Source organism: Paucibacter sp. DJ2R-2 (assembly GCF_025717675.1).
In the GTDB taxonomy this organism is placed as follows: Bacteria; Pseudomonadota; Gammaproteobacteria; order Burkholderiales; family Burkholderiaceae_C; genus Paucibacter_A.
In genome coordinates, this window is record NZ_JAJIRT010000004.1 from 67,239 (window position 1) to 85,974 (window position 18,736).

The following is an 18,736-nucleotide window of genomic DNA, read 5'->3' on the forward strand; positions in this document are numbered from 1 at the left end:
CGCCAACAAATTGTTACGACTGATTGTGAGCCGGGGCGTCGCCGCCGACATGCGGGTTCGCCCTGATGGGCCAGGCCTCGTCCGCCCGCCGTGCCGGTGCGCTGGCGTACCGACGCCAGACCGGGCCCGCGCCACATTCGAATGCATTCACACTCAGCCACCAGGATGGACCCCATGACCCACGCTTTCCAGCCCCTCGCGACCCACCGCCTCGTGCCCGCGGCCGTCGCCGCTTCACTTTTGCTCTTGCTCGGTGCCTGCAACCGTGCGCCCGAGACGCCGGCCACGCCCACGACGTCGGTGGGCAACCAGATCGACGACACGGTGATCACCAGCCGCATCAAGACCGCCTTGCTCGAAGACCCCAGCATCAAGAGCCTCAGCATCGATGTCGAGACCCGCAAGGGCGAAGTCATCCTCAGCGGCCATGCCGATCAGCAGAGCCAGATCGACTTGGCCGGTCGCATTGCCACCGCGGTGGTGGGTGTGAGTTCGGTCGACAACCATCTGGCGCTCAAGGGCCCGTCCGCCTCGGTCGGTCAGACCACCGACGATGTGATCGTCACCAGCCGGGTCAAGACCGCCCTGCTCAATGAACCCCTGGTCAAGAGCTTTGACATCTCGGTCAGCACCCTCAAGGGCGATGTGCGCCTGACCGGTTTCGTCAACAACCAGGCCCAGATCGACCGCAGCATCGCCGTGGCACGCGCCGTCGAGGGCGTGCACAGCATCCACGACGAGCTGACGATCAAGAAGTAAGCGATGCGGCCCGGGCGTTGAGCAGGGCCTGGGCCAAGGCCCGGCCGCTGCGCCAGGCGCCTTCGACTTTTCCGCCCATCAGCCAGTCACCACACAGACCCAGGCCGGCGGCCGCATCCCAGTCGCAGCCCAGGGTCAGGGGCGGCGCGCTGTCGGCATAACGCCATCGATGCACGGCCAGTTGATCGGGCGAACGGCCACCCAGCTCGGCGAACGCGGCCAGCAGGGGCTCGCTGGCCTGTTCGAGCGTCAGCTCCAGATTCGCCTCGCTCCACTCGGCCTCGGCATGAAGCAACCAGGTTTCGCCGCTGCCCGCCAGCGCACGGCCCGGCTTGCTGCTGTCGCGAGCCACCCAGCGCAAAGGGCCCTGGTTGACGAAGGCGGCATCGAAATCCAGATCCAGCGCCTGCTCGTAGCGCAGCATCAGCGCCCAGCTGCCACGCATTCGGGCGGCAGCGGCACGGGCCCGCAAAACTTCGCTGTGGCCGGCCAGCAAGGGCGCGGCCTGCGGCGCGGGCACGGCCAGCAGCACGGCGGCGAAAGCCTGGGTGGCCAGCACCTGATGCTCCGCTTCGGCCAGCTGCAACTGCCAAGCGCCATCGGCGCGGCGCTGCAGGCCTTGCACGGTAGCCTGGACATGAAGCGGCAAGGACTGCGCCAGCCAGCGCGCCGGCGCCGTCATCTGCGGCAAGCCGACGAAGCGCTCCGTCTCACTCGCCCCGCGCTCCGCTGGGCTGGGGCCGAACACGCGCAGGCGCGGCTGCCAGGGCGCGGCCACGCCGGCCGCCTGCCAGCGCGCCAGCTCGGCGCGGAACTCAGGGTCGCGGGCGGTGAAGTACTGGGCGCCATGGTCGCATTGCCAGCCCTCGCCGCGGCGTGTGCTCATGCGGCCGGCCGGGCCACGGCTTTTCTCGAACAGCTGCACGGGCACGCCGGCCGCCTGCAAAGCCTGGGCGCAAGACAGGCCAGCCAGGCCAGCGCCGACGATGGCCACGGAGGCATTGGAGGAGAGAGACATGGGCGGCGGAGCTCCAGAAGACGGGCTGCTGATTGTGCGGTTCCAGGTGGTCGAAGGTTGGACGCACTCGGCATGCGCCGGGACCCGGGTCGGGCATTGCCGGACGGCGCTGCGGCGCGGCCACGCTTGGGCTAGGCTGCAGCCCATGTCATCCCCACACCCCGCCCCGCCCCTGCACCCCAAGAAGCTGCTGCACAGCAAATGGACCGCGTTGCAGCCGCAGCAGCGCGAGCGTCATTTCATGGTCAGCCGGGTGATCGCGCCCGAGATCGGCCCCAGCGGCCAGCCCGGCCCGGTCGAGTGGATCGAGCTGGAGGCGGTGCTGTCCAAGCGCGTGCAGCGCCTGGCCTGGCGCGACTTGCGCGACAGCGAGCGCTGGCGCCAGGGCTGGCTGGCATGAACGACAACACCCCGTTTCAGGGCATGAGCAGCCTGCCCGAGGGCTACCGTGCCCTGGTGATCGGCGCCTCGGGCGCTCTGGGTGCTGCCTTTGTGGCGCACTTGCAGGCCGACCCGCGCTGCGCCGGCGTCATCGGCCTGCACCGGCAGTCCGCGCCAGCCCTGGACTTTGCCGACGAAGCCAGCATCGCCAGGGCCGCGCAGGCCCTGCGTGAACAGGCGCCCTTTCACCTCCTCATCAATGCCGCCGGCCTGCTGCACAGCGCCGACTTCATGCCCGAGAAAAAGCTCGGCGAGCTCAGCTACGCCCAGTTGCAAGCCACCTTCCTGGTCAACACCTTCGGCCCGGCCCTGCTGCTGCGCCACTTCTTGCCGCTGATGGACAAGCAGCGCAGCGTGCTGGCCCTGCTCTCGGCCAAGGTGGGCAGCATCGAGGACAACCGACTGGGCGGCTGGTACAGCTACCGCGCCTCCAAGGCGGCCCTGAACATGCTGCTCAAGACCGCCGCCATCGAAGCCAAACGCAGCCTGCCGGGCGCGGCCCTGATCGCCCTGCACCCAGGCACGGTCAGCTCGGCCCTGTCACGCCCGTTTCGCGGCGACGAGATCGGCCGGCCGCCGGCCCTGGCCGCGCAAGAAATGCTGGCCGTGCTGGACCGCGTGCAGGCCGAAGACAGCGGCAGCTTCTTGAGCTACCAGGGCGAGCGCCTGCCCTGGTGAGCGGCGACCAGGCATTTCGCCTGGGCGATGGGGTACCGCGCCGCAGCCATCCTGGCTATGCTGTGCGCCTACCGCCCTCATGCCCTCTTTGCGATCAGGAGCCGAAACATGCCTGGGTTCACGAGGAACTGGATGCCGCTGACCGCAGCGCTTTGGGCGATCTTGCTGGCGCTTGTCCTGCTGCCCCGCCCGGCACAAGCCGCGCCCTGCAGCCGGCCGCTGCGCATCGCGATGATGGAGTGGCCGCCCTACTTCTATCCCAATGACAAGGGCGAGGCGGTGGGCGCCGACATTGAACTGATACGTGCCGTCTTCAAGGAGGCCGGCTGCAGCCTGGAATTGGGCGAGGCGCTGCCGCGCAACCGCCGCTACGCCATGTTCAAAGCCGGCGAGCTAGACATCATCCCCGGCGCCTCGGACACACCCGAGCGGCGCGAGTTCGCCTGGTTCGGCCGCGCCTACCGCATGGAGACGGTCAGCCTCTTCACTCTGCCGGCCAAGTTGCCCCTGTACCGCGATGTCAGTGGCTTTCAGGACCTGCTGAACCGGCGCATTCCCTTGCTCAGCCTCAATGCCGGCTGGTTCGGCGCCGACTACGAGCAGTACATCGGCCGCCTGCAGGAAGCGCGCCTGAGCTCCACCTTCGAGACCTTCGAGAAAGGCCTGTTGATGCTGGCCCGCGAGCGCGGCGAGCTGGTCATGGCCGACCATGCCACCCTGCTCTTTGAAGCCGGACGGCTGAAGATGGAGCTGGCGCCTTTGCCCTACCACCCCTCGAACGCGCCCGTGCACCTGATGTTCAGCAAGAAGACCGTCAGCGAGGACGAGGTACTGCGCCTCAATGCCGCACAGGAGCGGCTGGAGGCGCGCGGCCTGCTGCGCGCCATCCGGGCGCGCTACGGTGTGCAGTACTGAACCCGCTGCCCCTGCCCTCAATCAGGGAAGGACACGGTTACCCACGCCGTGGTTCATGGCATTGAGCAGATCACCGTTGTCCTGGGTCAGCTCCCAGGCAAACAGGCCGGCCAGGCCCTGCTTGACGGCGTACTGGCCCTTGGCGATCACGGCGCGCGGGTCGTCGTAGCCCATCCAAAGCTTGTGCTTGGGGTGGAACAGGCTCCAGGACTGGGTCTGGGCATCGAACTGGGCCAGGTAGCCGTTCACGCCTTTGCCCTTGGGCCCGAGGTAGCGAGCGGCGATTTCGCGGTAGCCGGCCGAGCCATCGGCGCCGGGGTAGCCGCCGGTCTTGAAGGCACCCGTCTGCGGGCGATCAACGCCGGCAAAGCCACGGCCGTACATGGCCACGCCGCCCACCAGCTTGGCACGTGGCACACCGGCGGCCTCGAGGTTGCGCACCGAGCGGTCGAGGCTGTCGTCGGCCTCGATCCCGGCGGCGTTGCGGCTGCTCATCAAGCTGCTGTGGTGGCCCGCGCCCCGTGACCAGTTGCCGTAGAAGTCGTAGGTCATCATGAAGATGAGATCCAGCGCAGGCGCCGCCTGCTTGAAGTTGATCCGCTGGACCACTGCCTCGCCACTGTTGATCGCGGTGCTCAGCAGATAGGGCCGGCCAGTCTCGGCCTCCAGGCGCTGCAGGCCACGGCGCAGGCCGACCATCAGGTCGGCATAGGCCTGGCCATCGGTCGGGCTGCCCAGGGGCACGCCGTTGGCGGAACCGTTGTCGCCCGGGTGCTCCCAGTCGATGTCGATGCCGTCGAAGCTCGGGTGATCGCGCAGGAACTGCAGGGACGACTCGACAAAGACCGCGCGCTTGGCAGCATCCGGTGCCATGTAGAAAAAACCGTCCGAGCCACCCCAGCCGCCGACCGAGGCCAGCACCTTGACTTGGGGCTCGCGCGCCTTCAAGCGCGCAAAGGCGGTGTCGAAAGTTTTCTCGGCGCCGCCGGTGCTGAGCTGGAAGTCCTTCTTGCCCACGCAGCGCGCCGCGTCCTTGGCGATCTGGCCCGGGCCGCAAAGGCGCAAAAAGGAGTACAGCAGGTGGGTGACGCTGCCGGCCGGGATGCGGTCGACGTGGCCGGCGCTTTCCCACATGGGCACATAGACACCCACGACCTTGGCGCTGGTGCGCTCGACCGGCAACGGCTTGCCGCCGAAGCGGGGGTAGGACGGCTCCGCCGCCTGGACGAAGCTGGCCAACAGGGCCAGCGCAAGACTGGTGGCGACGAAGAAGGGACGGCGGGCAGACAACAGCATGGTGGAAAGAAGGGGCTCAAACGATGACGCTTGAGCCTAGCAGGGACACCGCCAGATCAGGCTCACCGAACCCTCAAGATTGGCTTAAGCAGTGCACGATGGGCGGCGCATTGCGCCCATCACTCAGGGCGCCAGATCGACGCGCAGTTGCAGCTCGCGCTGGGTCTGGGATTCGGCCGCCCGGGTGCTGAGCACGCCGCGTTCCTGCGCCTGCACCGCCACACCGGTGCGCGCCACCGTCAGCCATTCGCCCAGGCGCAGCTGCACGCTGCTGTCGAGCTGGGTCTGGCCGGCCGGCTGGCCGTTCGGGCCGGGCTCGCCCGAGGGGGTTTGCACCTTGAGGTCCAGGCGCGCCGGCTGCTGGCCGCCGGGCCAGAACACGGCCACGGTGAAGCCGCGCGTCTGTTCGACAAAGCCGCTGCGCGGCTGAGCGCGCACGCGGGCGTCGGCCATATTGGGCACGCCACCCCCGGCCGCCGCCGCGCCGTCCATTTGCACCGAGACATCAACCCACTGCACCGGCACTTTCTCGTTGAGCTGGAACTGCGCCTGTCGGCCGTTCAGCACCAGCACACGCTGGGTCTGCTGGCCGCTCTGGCTGTGGCTGCTGGTGCTCAGGCTCACACCGGGCGTGGGCGAGACGCTGCCGCCCGTGCCCACCACCACGGCGCCGTCGCGCACGCCGGCCAGGCTGGCGCCGTCCATGCGGCTTTCCACCCAACGCATCTCAACCCAGAGGTTGCGAGACGGCAGCTTGGCCGCGGGCTGAGCCAGCGCGAGCATCGGCATCAAGCCCAGTGCACTCAGAAGCAAGCAGGCACGGCGGGGAAGCAAGTGGGATGCGTTCATGCGCCCAGCATAGGCCGACCCGGCCTAGCGCGCCAGCGCGGCCAGAGCCGGAATGCCGACCGGCGGCTGCGCGCACCAGGGCAGCCAGAAGAGGCGCTGGGCCAGATGCTCGTCCACGATGCGCTGCATCTGCCTTTGCTCGCCGGCCAAGCGGGCGCTCAAGAGCGGGTCGTGCGCGCCGGCGGCCAGCAGACTGCGGTTCATGATCCAGGCAAAGGGCTCAATGCCGGCGCGGCGCAGATCGCTTTGCAGCGCCGCCGCTTGCGAGACCGGCGTCTGCTCGGCCAGGGTGACCAAGAGGATGCGGGTGTAGGCCGGGTCTTGCAGGCGCATCAGCGGTGTGATCAGTCTTGCGGCCGCAGTTCCACCACCCTGCAATTCACGGCGCATTTGGCGGTCGTAGGCGCCGGTGGCATCCATCAGCAGCAACGAGTGGCCGGTTGGCGCGGTGTCCAGCACGACGAAGGCGCTGCGCGCCTCGCTGACCACGCGCGAAAAGGCGTGGAACACCGCCACCTCTTCGGTGCAGGGCGATTGCAGGTCTTCCAGCAGCAGGGCGCGGCCGGCCTCATCCAGATCGCGACCCTTGTGGGCCATGACCTTGGCGATGTAGGCCTCGGTCTCGCGCTTGGGATCGATGGCATCGACGCGCAATCCGGGCACTTCGCCCTGCAGCGTGGGCAGCACATGGGCGGCCGGGTCGGTGGTGCTCAGGTGCACCGCATGGCCGCGCTGCACCAGGCCTATGGCCAGGGCGGCGGCGATGGTGGTCTTGCCCACGCCGCCTTTGCCCATGACCAGGATCAGACCCCGGCCGGCGGCGGCCAGCTCATCGCACAAGGCCGAAAGGCGGGCGGCCTCATCGGGCGCCGCCAAGGCGGAAGCGCCCAAAGCTTGGGCCGGCAACGTTGTGGAGGGATCTTGAAACAAGGCGCGCATCGCGGCCAGGCCCACCATGTCCATTGGCCGCAGCGGCAACTCGCGGCGCGGCAGTGCGGCCAAGGCCGCGGGCATGGCGGCCAGCGCCGTCTGGCCCTGGGCCTCGAGCGCGGCCGCCACCGTGTCATCCGAAACGCTGGCATGGAAGACGCCGTTGACCAACAAGCGCTGGCGCTTCAGCCCCAAACTCTGCAGCTCGACGGCACTGCGCGCGGCCTCGTCCAGCGCGCCACGCTCGGGTCGGGCCACCAGCACCACCTCGGTCAGCGCCGGGTCGCACAAGGCCGCCAGCGCGGCCTGGAACCGTGCCTCCTGCATCTTCAAGCCCGAGTGCGGGCCAAGGCAGGAAGCGCCGCGATCGTTGTCGGCCAGAAAGCCGCTCCAGGCCTTGGGCAGGCTGAGCAGGCGCAGGGTGTGGCCCGTGGGTGCGGTGTCGAAGACGATGTGGTCATAGCCCGGCGCGCCTTCGGCCAGCAGGCTGGCGAACTCGTCAAAAGCAGCAATCTCGGTGGTGCAGGCGCCACTGAGCTGCTCGCGCACGGTGTCGCGCTCGGCGGCGCTGGCACCGGCGCCCAGCTGCGCCAGCACGCGCTGGCGGTAGTCCTCGGCGGCCTGGTTGGGGTCGATGTTCATGACCGACAAGCCCGGCGCTCCGGGCACGGCCACCGGCTGCTGTCGCAGCGGGATGGCCAGCATCTCATCGAGGTTGGAGGCCGCGTCGGTGCTGACCAGCAGCACGCGCCGGCCGGCGTCGGCCAGGGCCAGGGCGGTGGCGGTGGAGCAAGAGGTCTTGCCGACACCGCCCTTGCCGGTGAAGAACTGGAAGCGTGGGGTAGTCGAGATGTCCATGAACTCAGCCTAAGGCATCATCAGGGCCTTGACTGTGCGTTGGGTCATGCCGCCTGCGTTCTTCCTTTGCGCAAAGGCCACAGCAGATTCAACCCCAGGCCGGCCAGCACCAGGCCGGCGGCGATCAACTTCCAGGCAGGCAGGCTTTCACCCAAGACCAGGGCCGCGGTGCTCATGCCGAAGACCGGCACCAGCAAGGCCATGGGGACGACAGTGGCCGGCGCATGGCGAGCCAGCAGCCAGCCCCAGGCGGCGTAGCCAAACAAGGTGTTGCCCAGAGCCTGCCAGAGCACGGCCGCCCAGGTGCCGAGATCCGATTTGTGCAAGCCTGCCGCCATGGCTTGCGGCCCCTCGACCAGCAGGGAAAGCAGCAGCAAGGGTGGCACGGCGAAGACACTGGTCCAGACCATATAGGCCAGCATATTCACCCGCCCGGCCTGCTTGCCCACCATATTGGCGCAAGCCCAGCTGAAGGCAGCGGCCAGCACCATGGCCAGGCCCAGCGGCGTGGCACTGCCATCGGTGTGGCTGGCGATCAGGGCGATGCCCGAGGCCGCCAGGCCCAGAGCCAGCCACTGATAGCCCCGCACCGGCTCACGCGTCACGCGCATGGACAGCATCAAGGTGAAGAACACCTGCGTTTGAATCACCAGCGAAGCCAGGCCGGGCGAGATGGCGGGCTGCGGCCCGCGCATGGCCAGAAAGAGCAGGCCGAACTGACCAACGCCGATCAAGAGTCCATAGCTGGCGAGATTGCGCCATGGCAAGTCAGGCCGCTGGATGAAGAACACGGCCGGCAGCACCGCCAAGCTGAAGCGCAAGGTGGCGAACAACAAGGGCGGCAAGGCGTCGAGTCCGAGGCGGATGACGACGAAATTGCTGCCCCAGATGGCCACCACGGCCAGGGCGAGCAGGAAATGCTTGAAAGGCAGGCGGGCGCTGGCGCTCATGTCCGGGAGTTCGCGAAGTGAAGACCCAGACTATCAGGCTGGCCCCGGCTGCAGGGCCGGCATTGGGCGCTGTGCGCGCATCGCGCCCTGAAGCGCCTGCCTGCAGGGACCAAAGCCGGCAGCCCCGGCCCAGACTCAGGCGTCGCGTCGCCGCGTGGCCACGACGACAGCCAAGGCCAGCAGCCCGGCCAGCAACAAAGCCGCAGCACCGGGCTCCGGCACCGGCGACACCTGACCGGCACCGTTGATGGTGTTGACGAAGCTGCCCATGTCCTTGTTCAGATAGCCGCTGGTCACCAGCACATAGCGGCCGCCCGTGTTCAGGTCAAAGTTCATGGTCGCCGGGCCGAAGCCAAGGCCGCTGACGCCCTTGAGGATGTTGACGCGTGCGTCAGCCGGGTTGAATGCGGTCTGGTAGAGGAACAGGTAGTTGTCCCAGACGCCGCCGGTCGTGCCGGTGTCGCCGGGCACCAGGCTCTCGAAGCTGTAGCTGCCGGCTTGGTCGACACTGAACTCGAAGGCATTGAAATGCACCGCATTGGCCACGGAGGACAAATTGGGGCCGCTGCCGATCAGGCGTTGGAAGGTCGGGCTGGCGCTGATGTCGCCGCTGAACTGGTAGCTGGCAGCCTGCGCGGCACCGCCGGCGCTCAAGGCGCCAGCGGCACAAGCCAGGGCTGCAAGACGAAAACGGCTGTGGGTCTTGAGTTTCATGGAAAAGGTCTCCTCCTCGATCGATGTTGTGAGCGCGGGCCCCTGCGTGCAGACAAGGCACGAAGAAAAAGCCCGCGACGGTTCCAGCCAAGCTCCGCCCTAACGGTCGGTTCAGCCGGGGAGCGGAATATAGAGTTGTTCCGCCTCACTTCGCGTCAGGGAAAACCAGCCTACGCCGACAGAGAAGCTTCAGAGCCGCCGCGCCGCCCGATCGGCCGGATAGATGACCACGCGCTGCAGCCAGAGCGCGAACTTGTGGCCGCGCGGCTGGGCCGTGCCCTGCAGGCCGGCCAGCAAGGCGTCCGCCCGAAGCTGCAGGCGGCGGCCGCTGGCGTCCATGCGGCAGCGGGCCGGGTCGAGCCGGGCTTGCACGACCCAGGATTCAGGCAGGTCCACCCCGGCACGGCGCACCTCCTCGCAGCTCAGCCAGGGCTGACCGTCCAAATCGCGTTCGATGTGCAGGTAGGCGCCCAGGAAGCTGTAGCGCTGCCCCTGGACATCGGCCCAGCGCGCCGGCGCGGCCCAGGCCCAGAGTTCGGCCAGGCCGGACAGCAGGGCCGGCAGCAGCAGATAGGTCAGCGACAGGGCGCTGAACAGCGCGCCCCACAGGCCCAGCCACCAGATGGGCAGCACGCAAAGCAGCAAGCCCAGCAAGAACTGGCCCAGCAGACGTGCGCCGGAGTGCTTGCCATCCGCCCGTCGCCATGCCGCCTTCATGGCCCGGCTCAAGGCGCGGCTGCTGCGAAAAGCGATGCGGTCAAAAGGGGCCACGAGGTGACGATCCAGCCCGCGGTGAATCGGGCGAATGGCTGATGAAGCGCACCAGCGTAGCAGGGCCAGCGGCGCAGCAGCAGGGCAGCCCACCCGCATGAGCGCCGGCATGCCTGTCAGCCGGGCAGCGCGAAATCCACAGTCCGCGGCGGCTTGCCGTATTCCTGAACTTCAAGAATCACACGCTGCCGCGTGGGGTCGAATCGCATGGCATTCACGACCTCTCGGTCGAACTGGGTCAAGGCCGTCTCGGTGTAGAACAGACCCAGGTAGCGATGGCGCACGGACAGGATCTGCCAGTAGCTGCCGAAAGCGCCTTGGTTCTGCACCCGGCACTCCAGTGGCGCACCACAGTCGACGCGGCGCGCTTCGGGCCTCAGCCCTTCCAGCAGCAGCAGGACCGCGATCAGCAGCATGAGGACGATCAACTGGAGGGACAGACCTGCCAGCAGCAGCCCGCTCAGGAGCTTGTTCCAGCCACGCTGGGCGGCGGCCACGCGCACCCGCAAGAACATGAAGATGCTGCAGACAAACAGCAGGAGGAAGGGCGTGAGGTGAAAAGGCTCTTGCAAGGACAGCGGCCCAAAGATCATGAACAGGCTCACGCCGGCCAGCCCCCAAGCCACCGCCCCAGGCCCAGCGGGCACCCACTTCAACGCATCGATCCGGCGCATCGCCTGCTCCCCCTGCTTTCTTCTGTAGTCACGACTTCGCCCGCCCGCCAGGCAGGCGCTGCGCAGCGGCTCCGGGCGCCTTCAGCCGCCGCGCAAATGCCGCAGCGGCACGCCGCCCCCGGCCTTCACTTCACCGAGCGAAAAACTGGTGTGCACATCCTTGACGTTAGGCAGGTGCAAGAGGGTGTCGATGGTAAACCGGCTGAAGGCCTCCAGATCGGTGGCCAGCACTTGCAGCTCAAAGGTGCCGGCGCCCGAGATGTAGTGGCAGGAAATCACCTCGGGCAGCTTGCGGATGGCGTCCTCCAAGGGCTTGGTCGAGGTGCCGGTGTTGCGGTCGGCGTCCACGCGCACAAAGGCGAGCACGCCGAGGCCGATCTTGCGGCGGTCGATCTCGGCGCGGTAGCCGGTGATGAAGCCCTGTTCCTCCAGCCAGCGCACGCGCCGCCAGGTGGGCGCGGTGGACAACCCGATGCGCGCCGACAGCTCGGCATTGGAAAGCCGCGCATCCTTCTGCAGCTCGGCCAGGATGGCGATGTGATAGCGGTCCAGGGTGTCACCCTGGGGCTGATCACCGGCCAGGCCGGCATCTCCCGGCGCCGCTGGAGCCTCGTCGGTGGACTGCGGGTTTTTACCAGACGACGACCTTCTGATTGCCATTTGTTTCCCGAATTTAGATTTCCAGAAAGATTATTGCTCAAGCAGCCGATTTGCAAGCCCAAATAGCAAGCACCGCTCGCCGCCATTTCCCTACACTTCTGCCTGCCTTCTGACGCGGGCGCGGCCGGGCCGCGCCCTCTGTACATCAGGCCCCAGCACCGGACATACTGCCGGTCACCCGCACACGGGAGCATGGCCGCCACAAGCGGCAGCAGCCAGCCCGGTTCAACCCCGAGACAAGCCGAGACACCCCACATGAATGCTCCCCTGCCCGACCACATCCTGCGTGCGCTAGAGAAGGTCACGCTGGACGACAAATACGCGCTCGACAGCGGCCGCGCCTTCATGAGCGGGGTGCAAGCCCTCGTTCGCCTGCCCATGCTGCAGCGCACGCGCGATGGCATCCAGGGCTTGAACACCGCCGGCTTTGTGTCGGGCTACCGCGGCTCGCCGCTGGGTGGCTATGACCAGGCCCTGCAAGCGGCCAAGAAGCATCTGGCCAAGCAGAACATCGTCTTCCAGCCCGGCGTCAACGAAGAACTCGGCGCCACCGCCGTCTGGGGCACGCAGCAGCTGGACCTGTTCAAGGAAAAAGCCAAGTTCGACGGCGTTTTCGGCATCTGGTACGGCAAGGGCCCGGGCGTGGACCGCTGCATCGACGTGTTCAAGCACGCCAATATGGCCGGCACAGCCAAGCATGGCGGCGTGATCGCCATTGCCGGCGATGACCACATCGCCAAGAGCTCCACCGCCGCCCACCAGAGCGACCACGTCTTCAAGGCCGCCGGCTTCCCGGTGTTCTTCCCCAGCAGCGTGCAGGACATCCTGGACATGGGCTTGCATGCCTTTGCCATGAGCCGCTTCTCGGGCCTGTGGTCGGGCATGAAGACGATCCAGGAGATCGTCGAGTCGTCCGCCTCGGTCAGCGTCGATCCGGACCGCGTCAACATCATCCTGCCGGAAGACTTCCGCATGCCGGCCGGCGGCCTGCACATCCGTTGGCCCGACCCGCCGCTGGACCAGGAAGCGCGCATGATGGACCACAAGTGGTACGCCGCCCTGGCCTATGTGCGCGCCAACAAGCTGAACTACAACGTCATCGAGACCAAGCAGGACCGCTTCGGCCTGATCGCCTCGGGCAAGGCCTACAACGACACCCGCCAGGCTCTGCATGACCTGGGCCTGGACGACGACACCTGCCGCCGCCTCGGCATCCGCCTGCACAAGGTCAATGTGGTCTGGCCGCTGGAAGCGACCATCACCCGCGATTTCGCCGACGGCCTGCAAGAGATCTTGGTCGTTGAAGAAAAGCGCCAGGTCATCGAATACCAGATCAAGGAACAGCTCTACAACTGGCGCCCCGATGTGCGCCCGCATGTGCTGGGCAAGTTCGACGACGACGCCGACAGCGGCGCCCTGGGCGGCGAATGGGGCATGGCCAACCCGAGCAAGAACTGGCTGCTGCGCCCGCAGGCCGACCTGACCCCGGCCATCATCGCCCGCGCGATTGCCAAGCGCCTGAAGAAGCTGGGCGTGGACGCCGATGTGGCGGCCCGCCTGGACGCCCGCGTGGCCCTGATCGACGGCAAGGAAAACGCACTCAAGGCCGAAGAGAAGACCGCCGGCGGCGCCGACCGCACGCCCTGGTTCTGCTCGGGCTGCCCGCACAACACCAGCACCCGCGTGCCCGAGGGCTCGCGCGCCGTGGGCGGCATCGGCTGCCACTACATGGTCACCTGGATGCCGGGCCGCAACACCGCCACCTTCACCCAGATGGGCGGCGAGGGCGTGCCATGGGTGGGCCAGTCGGCCTTCACGAATGAGAAGCACATCTTCTCCAACCTCGGTGACGGCACCTACTTCCACAGCGGCATCCTGGCGATCCGCCAGAGCATCGCCTCGGGTGTGAACATCACCTACAAGGTGCTCTACAACGACGCCGTCGCCATGACCGGCGGCCAGCAGGTCGGTGAGCGCGCCGAAGGCCACAGCGTGCTGCAGATCATGCAAAGCCTGATCTCGGAAGGCGTGGCCAAGCTGGTGATCGTGACCGACGAGCCCGAGAAGTACATGGGTGTGTCCCTGATCGCCGGCGTCACCGTGCACCACCGCGACGAGCTCGACGCCATCCAGCGCGAGTTCCGCGAGATCCCCGGCACCACGGCCATCATTTACGACCAGACCTGCGCCACCGAAAAGCGCCGCCGCCGCAAGCGGGGCAAGCTGGTAGACCCGGCCAAGCGCGTGGTCATCAACGAGCTGGTCTGCGAAGGCTGCGGCGACTGCAGCATCCAGTCCAACTGCCTGTCCATCGAACCGCTGGACACCGATTTCGGCCGCAAGCGCCAGATCAACCAGAACAGCTGCAACAAGGACTACAGTTGCGTCAAGGGCTTCTGCCCCAGCTTCGTCACCGTCGAGGGCGGCGAACTGAAGAAGCCCAAGAAGGACAAGCGCCTCAACCCCTTCGATGCCTCGCTCGGCGCCGTGCCTCAGCCCATCATCCCTAACGCCGAAAAGGCCTGGGGCATTGTGGTCGCCGGCGTGGGCGGCACTGGTGTCATCACCATCGGCCAGCTGCTGGGCATGGCCGCCCACCTGGAAGGCAAGGGCGTGATCACGCAGGACGCGGCCGGCTTGGCGCAAAAGGGCGGCAGCACCTGGAGCCACATCCAGATCGCCAACAGCGCCGACGCCATCCACTGCACCAAGGTGGGCACGGCCGAGGCCGATCTGGTGATCGCCTGCGACTCCATCGTCGCCGCCAACAAGACCACCCTGGCCGTCATGCGCGAAGGCCACACCTTTGTGGCGCTGAACACCCACGGCTCGCCGACCGCCAGCCTGGTCAACAACGCCGACTGGAGCTTCCCCGGCGCCGCCTGCGAAGCCGCCGTCATGGCCGCGGTGGGCAAGGATCATCTGGGTCTGTTCGACGCCGAAGAAGTGGCCGTCAAGCTGATCGGTGATTCGCTCTACACCAACCCCCTGATGCTGGGCTATGCCTGGCAAAAGGGCCGCGTGCCCCTGAGCTATGCCGCCCTGATGCGCGCCATCGAGCTGAACAATGTGCAGATCGACAACAACAAGGCCGCCTTCGAGTGGGGCCGTCGCTGCGCCATTGATCTGGCTGCCGTGCAAGGCCTGTACGCCGCCCGCCAGGTCATCAACATCGTCAAGCGCCCCAGCGTGGACGAGCTGGTGGCCAAGCGCGTGGACTTCCTGACCGGCTACCAGAACGCGGCCTATGCCGAGCAGTACAAGGCCTTCGTCGAGAAGGTGCGTGCGGCCGAGGGCAGCCTGAACAGCTCGGCGCTGACCGAGGCCGTAGCCAAGTACCTGTTCAAGCTGATGGCCTACAAGGACGAGTACGAAGTCGCCCGCCTGCACACCGACAAGAGCTTTATCGAGAAGGTGGCCGGCCAGTTCGAAGGCAATTACAAGCTGGTGCACCACCTGGCCCCGCCGCTGCTGGCCAAGAAGAACGCCAAGGGCGAGCTGGTCAAGCAGCAGATGGGCGCCTGGGTTCGCCCGGCCTTCGGCCTGCTGGCCAAGCTCAAGGGCCTGCGCGGCACGGCACTCGATGTCTTCGGCTACACGGCCGAGCGCAAGATGGAGCGCGCCCTGATCGGCGAGTACCGCGCCGCCATCGAGGCCATCCTGTCCAAGGGCCTGACGGCCGATCGCCTGAAGCTGGCCACCGAGATTGCCCGCATCCCCGAAGAAATTCGCGGTTATGGCCATGTCAAGGAACGCCATGTCCACGCGGCCAAGGCCAAGTGGGAATCGCTGATGCAGCAGTGGAAGCAACAGGCCTGATCGCTAGGCACTCACCTGCACGCAGAAACCCGCCCTGATACGGCGGGCTTTTTCTTTGGGCCTTCGGGCGTTTGTGTTTGATCAGCCGGAACCGACCAATTAGTCATGGAGACACGGACGATCTCAGTGGCGACGCGGGTGTCGACTTGTCGTTTGCAGTGCAGTCGATGATCGGCATAGATCTCAGCGCATGTTTGCCCTGAGCAAGCGCTTGGGCATGACGTTGCGGCAGCTACGGCTTTGCAGCGATTGCGGACACCCGGGTGCACGTTGATGATCGGCCGCTGTCGGCCAGGAGCCGTCACTCAGGATTGCATTCGGCAGGTCTGCTTCGTGCCCGGAACTGCCGTTCGAGGTTGTTGCCGGCCAATCCAAAAAGCTAGTGCTGTGCAACATACGCCTGCCCTTGCAAGCTGTTGGCAAACGGGAAGTACTAGAGACTAAAGAATTGACCATCGGCTTACCAATAGTGGCGAGCATGGCCACGGGCTGATTCGGCCACTGGTTTCGGCAGCACGGAATTTGCAGGTCCGACCCCTTAGGTGAAGGGTGCCCTGAATCAGCCCGAACGGGGAGAATCTATTCGCGATCTGTTGCTTGCGTTAGCACATTGTTTGCAATCTAAGGGTTATGCGCCCTATTCTCGATTTCACAATTCTGTTTGGCCTACTTTTTACTTTAGGATTTACGAATGCCCTCTGCGAGCCGTGCATATTTTTGGCGCTCATTACTGACTTCAAGCCTGTTGATAATTCCATCGCTCGCACATTGTCAATGGCGACCGGAGCTGTTTTATCCACTCGATAACAAAATGAGGAATGGTCAGACTGGTAGTGCAATAACAAGCATGCTTGGGAGCGCTGGCTATATTGGCGGAATCTGGTTTGATGGGACTGTATCAAACTATTCGTCCGGTCAGGATGGGTGGGGTCGCGTTTCCCATAGCCAGCTTCTTGATAGTCAAAACAATATCACAACCGAGTTGCCGTACTCCCATACTGTGACTCCGCTGTATGAAAGTGGTTTTGGTCACGTTGCCAGTCAAGCGTTACCTGGTGGCCGGCTTCAAAGTATCATGCAATATCAAGGGCCCACCTATCTTGGTCAATATGCCTTTAATGAGAGCAAGAGTGCTATCGGCTGGAACTGCACGGCGCGTTTGCAGTTGGCAGGCGTATCATGCATTGAAAATCAAAAGTCATTTTCCAGTGCGGAATACTCTGACATTATTCGCGCGCGCGGTGACGGGACGCTGACATTAACGGGGCGTGTCAGTGGATTTTTCACTAATGGTTCAGAGGTCTTGGGAACCAAAGAGTCGGGCTATAAAGATACCGCATTCCAACTCAAGGTTTGGAAAGACTGGGGTACCGGTAACTTTTCAGGCGTCGATGACGTGAGAGAAGATTTTTGGCTTGAAAGCGGTGAAGCCGTCAAATACAGTAATAGCGTCTGGGGTAGTAATTACCAGCACGATGTGAGAATTGCCGACGCAGCGCTTTTTAGTGAATTCCATGTGGATTTTTCATACACGGTCGATTTGAAATCTGGCGAAAGTGTCGGAGTTATCGGTCGACTTACGAACTCGATGGGAGCCACTCCCGGCTTTGGCAATAGCATGTTGCTGTCCACGGCCACGATCGACGGCTTTTCATTCAGCAACGCAGCCGGAATTGACTCCAGCAGCGGATTGTTGAGGTATTCAGAGGCTGACAAATTGTGGCAGTACCCGACGCCAGTACCCGAGCCTGAAACTTACGCCATGTTTATCGCCGGCCTGGCCCTTATGGGTTTTGCAGTTCGTCGCCGCAACAAGCAACAGTAACCGCAGGCCTCGGCCTACCGACAGAGCCGACTTAAGTGGTCAGTTTTTTGTTGTCTGGTGCGAGGCAAGACGGTTGGCAGCGAGCGCCAAGTCTAAATTCTGTTTGGCTGGTTTGGGCACGAAGCAGCCATCGACGACGAAAGCGTCAGCGGCTCCTTTAGGTCGATAGCAGTCGGCTGTCGGTATGCGCTCCAACGACCGCACCTTACCTAAAGCCGGCACATCGGTTGCCCCGAGCCCGCCAGCGAGTTGCGCTGCCTTGGTCAGTGCAACCCAGGATGCAGGGCCCACCAGGTCGGAATCCGCACGCCCTGGCGCGGCCCGCCCACTCACCGGACACAAGACAACAGCAGCGTCGTCGTGAACATTCAACGCCTGCGCGTCAGAAGCAATCGGCCTGATTGCGGGCTGAAAACTCAGCCGCCTGGCTGCCCAAGCAAGGCCCGCCGCTTGGACCCACGCCGCGGGCCTTGCTTGCTCTTTTCGGGCGATGATGTCGCCCATCCGCCCCAGAGCCCTCGCATGAGCATGAGCAGCGACAACCACAGCAACAGCACCCCCGCCGCCCCCTTCGACCGCATCCACGCCCGCAGCACCCAGCTCGGCGAGGGTCTGACCATCCGCCGCGCCCTGCCGACCAAGCAGCGGCGCCGTGTCGGCGCCTGGTGCTTTCTGGACCACATCGGCCCCGTGCAGTTTGAGGGTCAGGCGCTGGCGAACGGCGGCCTGCATGTCGGCGGCCATCCGCACATCGGCCTGCAGACCTTTACCTGGATGATCGAGGGCGAGATCCTGCACCGCGACAGCCTGGGCAGCGAACAGCTGATCCGGCCCGGCGAAGTGAACTTGATGACGGCCGGCCACGGCATCGTCCACACCGAGGACGCGCCCGCCGGCACGGCGCGCATCCACGCGGCCCAGCTCTGGATCGCCCTGCCCCCGGGCGAGGAAGACCGGCCGCCGGCCTTCGAGCACCACGCCAGCCTCCCGCGCTGGCAAGAGCAGGGCGCGCAATGGACCCTGCTGGCCGGCAGCCACGCCGGCCGCACGGCACCGCCGCAGGTCTACACGCCGCTGCTGGGCCTGGAGATCCATGCACCAGAGGAAGCCGTCGAGCTGCAGCTGGATCTGCGCGGCGATTTCGAGCACGGCCTGCTGCCGCTGGAAGGCGAGCTGGGCCTGGACGGCGAGACCCTGAGCACGGGCGAGCTCGCTTATCTGGCGCCGGGGCAGGCGCCCGCGTCCTTGCGCCTCAGCGCCGGTGGCCGCCTGCTGCTGCTGGGCGGCGAACCCTTCCCGGCCGAGATCGAGATGTGGTGGAACTTCGTCGGCCTCAGCCGCGCCGCGGTGGCCCAGGCGCAAGCCGATTGGGATGCGCAGCGCGAAGGCGGCGGCCCGCGTTTCGGCCTCGTGCAAGGCGATGAAGGCCGGCGCCTGGAGGCACCGCGACTGCCGGCCAGCGGCTACTGAAGCCCGCTCCAGCGGGCCCCGGGTTTGCCTCCAGAGCTCGCGTGAGCGAGCGCAGCTAGACTCGGCCGCCGCCCAAGGCCACCACCTACATCTTCAACAGGCCTTGGCG

The 18,736-nt window shown here is 65.9% G+C and carries 17 protein-coding genes; 7 read left to right on the forward strand and 10 right to left on the reverse strand.

Annotated elements, in window-relative coordinates; genetic code table 11:
- Positions 1-174: 174 nt before the first annotated feature.
- Entirely contained in the window at positions 175-759 is a 585-nt protein-coding gene (locus LNV28_RS11680) for a BON domain-containing protein (RefSeq protein ID WP_263517724.1), read from the forward strand.
- On the opposite strand, the gene LNV28_RS11685 is transcribed toward LNV28_RS11680, so the two are convergent.
- On the reverse strand, positions 749-1,777 hold the full coding sequence (locus LNV28_RS11685; protein ID WP_263517725.1) for an NAD(P)/FAD-dependent oxidoreductase: 1,029 nt from the start codon (positions 1,775-1,777) through the stop codon (positions 749-751). The two genes, LNV28_RS11680 and LNV28_RS11685, sit on opposite strands and share 11 nt — an antisense overlap.
- Before the next feature lie 145 nt (positions 1,778-1,922).
- On the opposite strand from LNV28_RS11685, the gene LNV28_RS11690 reads away from it, so the two are divergent.
- The 3 genes from LNV28_RS11690 to LNV28_RS11700 all read left to right on the forward strand — a co-directional run bounded on the left by LNV28_RS11690 (position 1,923) and on the right by LNV28_RS11700 (position 3,811).
- Positions 1,923-2,177: a TIGR02450 family Trp-rich protein gene (locus tag LNV28_RS11690; RefSeq protein ID WP_263517726.1), complete on the forward strand. Its 255-nt coding sequence runs from the start codon at positions 1,923-1,925 to the stop codon at positions 2,175-2,177.
- Entirely contained in the window at positions 2,174-2,896 is a 723-nt protein-coding gene (locus LNV28_RS11695; protein WP_263517727.1) for an SDR family NAD(P)-dependent oxidoreductase, read from the forward strand. Before LNV28_RS11690 ends, LNV28_RS11695 begins: the two co-directional genes overlap by 4 nt.
- A gap of 108 nt (positions 2,897-3,004) precedes the next feature.
- Positions 3,005-3,811 carry a substrate-binding periplasmic protein gene (locus tag LNV28_RS11700; RefSeq protein WP_263517728.1) on the forward strand — a complete coding sequence of 269 codons (807 nt, stop codon included), beginning with the start codon at positions 3,005-3,007 and terminating at the stop codon, positions 3,809-3,811.
- A 21-nt stretch (positions 3,812-3,832) separates the two neighbouring features.
- Here the strand turns inward: LNV28_RS11700 and LNV28_RS11705 are convergent, their stop codons facing one another.
- The 8 genes from LNV28_RS11705 to LNV28_RS11740 all read right to left on the reverse strand — a co-directional run bounded on the left by LNV28_RS11705 (position 3,833) and on the right by LNV28_RS11740 (position 11,513).
- The gene (locus LNV28_RS11705; protein WP_263517729.1) at positions 3,833-5,107 is read right to left on the reverse strand and encodes a glycoside hydrolase family 18 protein; all 1,275 of its coding nucleotides are present in this window, start codon (positions 5,105-5,107) and stop codon (positions 3,833-3,835) included.
- Positions 5,108-5,230: 123 nt separating this feature from the next.
- Entirely contained in the window at positions 5,231-5,956 is a 726-nt protein-coding gene (locus LNV28_RS11710) for a hypothetical protein (RefSeq protein WP_263517730.1), read from the reverse strand.
- Between the two features lie 24 nt (positions 5,957-5,980).
- Positions 5,981-7,744: an arsenical pump-driving ATPase gene (gene arsA / locus LNV28_RS11715; RefSeq protein WP_263517731.1), complete on the reverse strand. Its 1,764-nt coding sequence runs from the start codon at positions 7,742-7,744 to the stop codon at positions 5,981-5,983.
- A gap of 44 nt (positions 7,745-7,788) precedes the next feature.
- Entirely contained in the window at positions 7,789-8,676 is an 888-nt protein-coding gene (locus LNV28_RS11720) for an EamA family transporter (RefSeq protein ID WP_263518131.1), read from the reverse strand.
- A gap of 153 nt (positions 8,677-8,829) precedes the next feature.
- Complete coding sequence (locus LNV28_RS11725; protein ID WP_263517732.1) at positions 8,830-9,408, reverse strand: PEP-CTERM sorting domain-containing protein; 579 nt, start codon at positions 9,406-9,408, stop codon at positions 8,830-8,832.
- A 189-nt stretch (positions 9,409-9,597) separates the two neighbouring features.
- A complete protein-coding gene (locus tag LNV28_RS11730) occupies positions 9,598-10,179 on the reverse strand; it encodes a hypothetical protein (protein WP_263517733.1) in 582 nt (193 codons plus the stop codon).
- A 116-nt stretch (positions 10,180-10,295) separates the two neighbouring features.
- On the reverse strand, positions 10,296-10,853 hold the full coding sequence (locus LNV28_RS11735; RefSeq protein WP_263517734.1) for a hypothetical protein: 558 nt from the start codon (positions 10,851-10,853) through the stop codon (positions 10,296-10,298).
- A gap of 81 nt (positions 10,854-10,934) precedes the next feature.
- On the reverse strand, positions 10,935-11,513 hold the full coding sequence (locus LNV28_RS11740) for an Lrp/AsnC family transcriptional regulator (RefSeq protein ID WP_263517735.1): 579 nt from the start codon (positions 11,511-11,513) through the stop codon (positions 10,935-10,937).
- Between the two features lie 255 nt (positions 11,514-11,768).
- Between LNV28_RS11740 and LNV28_RS11745 the strand changes: the two genes are divergently transcribed.
- The gene (locus tag LNV28_RS11745; RefSeq protein ID WP_263517736.1) at positions 11,769-15,332 is read left to right on the forward strand and encodes an indolepyruvate ferredoxin oxidoreductase family protein; all 3,564 of its coding nucleotides are present in this window, start codon (positions 11,769-11,771) and stop codon (positions 15,330-15,332) included.
- Positions 15,333-16,023: 691 nt separating this feature from the next.
- On the forward strand, positions 16,024-17,157 hold the full coding sequence (locus LNV28_RS11750; RefSeq protein ID WP_263517737.1) for a PEP-CTERM sorting domain-containing protein: 1,134 nt from the start codon (positions 16,024-16,026) through the stop codon (positions 17,155-17,157).
- 39 nt (positions 17,158-17,196) lie between these two features.
- On the opposite strand, the gene LNV28_RS11755 is transcribed toward LNV28_RS11750, so the two are convergent.
- Positions 17,197-17,661: a hypothetical protein gene (locus LNV28_RS11755; RefSeq protein ID WP_263517738.1), complete on the reverse strand. Its 465-nt coding sequence runs from the start codon at positions 17,659-17,661 to the stop codon at positions 17,197-17,199.
- Positions 17,662-17,679: 18 nt separating this feature from the next.
- Between LNV28_RS11755 and LNV28_RS11760 the strand changes: the two genes are divergently transcribed.
- Positions 17,680-18,627, forward strand: a complete 948-nt coding sequence (locus tag LNV28_RS11760) for a pirin family protein (protein WP_263517739.1) — start codon at positions 17,680-17,682, stop codon at positions 18,625-18,627.
- The last annotated feature ends 109 nt before the right edge of the window (positions 18,628-18,736 follow it).

Coding starts and splice junctions, on each gene's coding strand:
- LNV28_RS11695 (WP_263517727.1), top strand. CDS start 2,174: ATGAACGACAACACCCCGTTTCAGGGCATGAGCAGCCTGCCCGAGGGC.
- LNV28_RS11750 (WP_263517737.1), top strand. CDS start 16,024: ATGCCCTCTGCGAGCCGTGCATATTTTTGGCGCTCATTACTGACTTCA.
- LNV28_RS11690 (WP_263517726.1), top strand. CDS start 1,923: ATGTCATCCCCACACCCCGCCCCGCCCCTGCACCCCAAGAAGCTGCTG.
- LNV28_RS11685 (WP_263517725.1), bottom strand. CDS start 1,777: ATGTCTCTCTCCTCCAATGCCTCCGTGGCCATCGTCGGCGCTGGCCTG.
- LNV28_RS11725 (WP_263517732.1), bottom strand. CDS start 9,408: ATGAAACTCAAGACCCACAGCCGTTTTCGTCTTGCAGCCCTGGCTTGT.
- LNV28_RS11740 (WP_263517735.1), bottom strand. CDS start 11,513: ATGGCAATCAGAAGGTCGTCGTCTGGTAAAAACCCGCAGTCCACCGAC.
- LNV28_RS11745 (WP_263517736.1), top strand. CDS start 11,769: ATGAATGCTCCCCTGCCCGACCACATCCTGCGTGCGCTAGAGAAGGTC.
- LNV28_RS11735 (WP_263517734.1), bottom strand. CDS start 10,853: ATGCGCCGGATCGATGCGTTGAAGTGGGTGCCCGCTGGGCCTGGGGCG.
- LNV28_RS11760 (WP_263517739.1), top strand. CDS start 17,680: ATGAGCATGAGCAGCGACAACCACAGCAACAGCACCCCCGCCGCCCCC.
- LNV28_RS11710 (WP_263517730.1), bottom strand. CDS start 5,956: ATGAACGCATCCCACTTGCTTCCCCGCCGTGCCTGCTTGCTTCTGAGT.
- LNV28_RS11700 (WP_263517728.1), top strand. CDS start 3,005: ATGCCTGGGTTCACGAGGAACTGGATGCCGCTGACCGCAGCGCTTTGG.
- LNV28_RS11680 (WP_263517724.1), top strand. CDS start 175: ATGACCCACGCTTTCCAGCCCCTCGCGACCCACCGCCTCGTGCCCGCG.
- arsA (WP_263517731.1), bottom strand. CDS start 7,744: ATGGACATCTCGACTACCCCACGCTTCCAGTTCTTCACCGGCAAGGGC.
- LNV28_RS11755 (WP_263517738.1), bottom strand. CDS start 17,661: ATGGGCGACATCATCGCCCGAAAAGAGCAAGCAAGGCCCGCGGCGTGG.
- LNV28_RS11705 (WP_263517729.1), bottom strand. CDS start 5,107: ATGCTGTTGTCTGCCCGCCGTCCCTTCTTCGTCGCCACCAGTCTTGCG.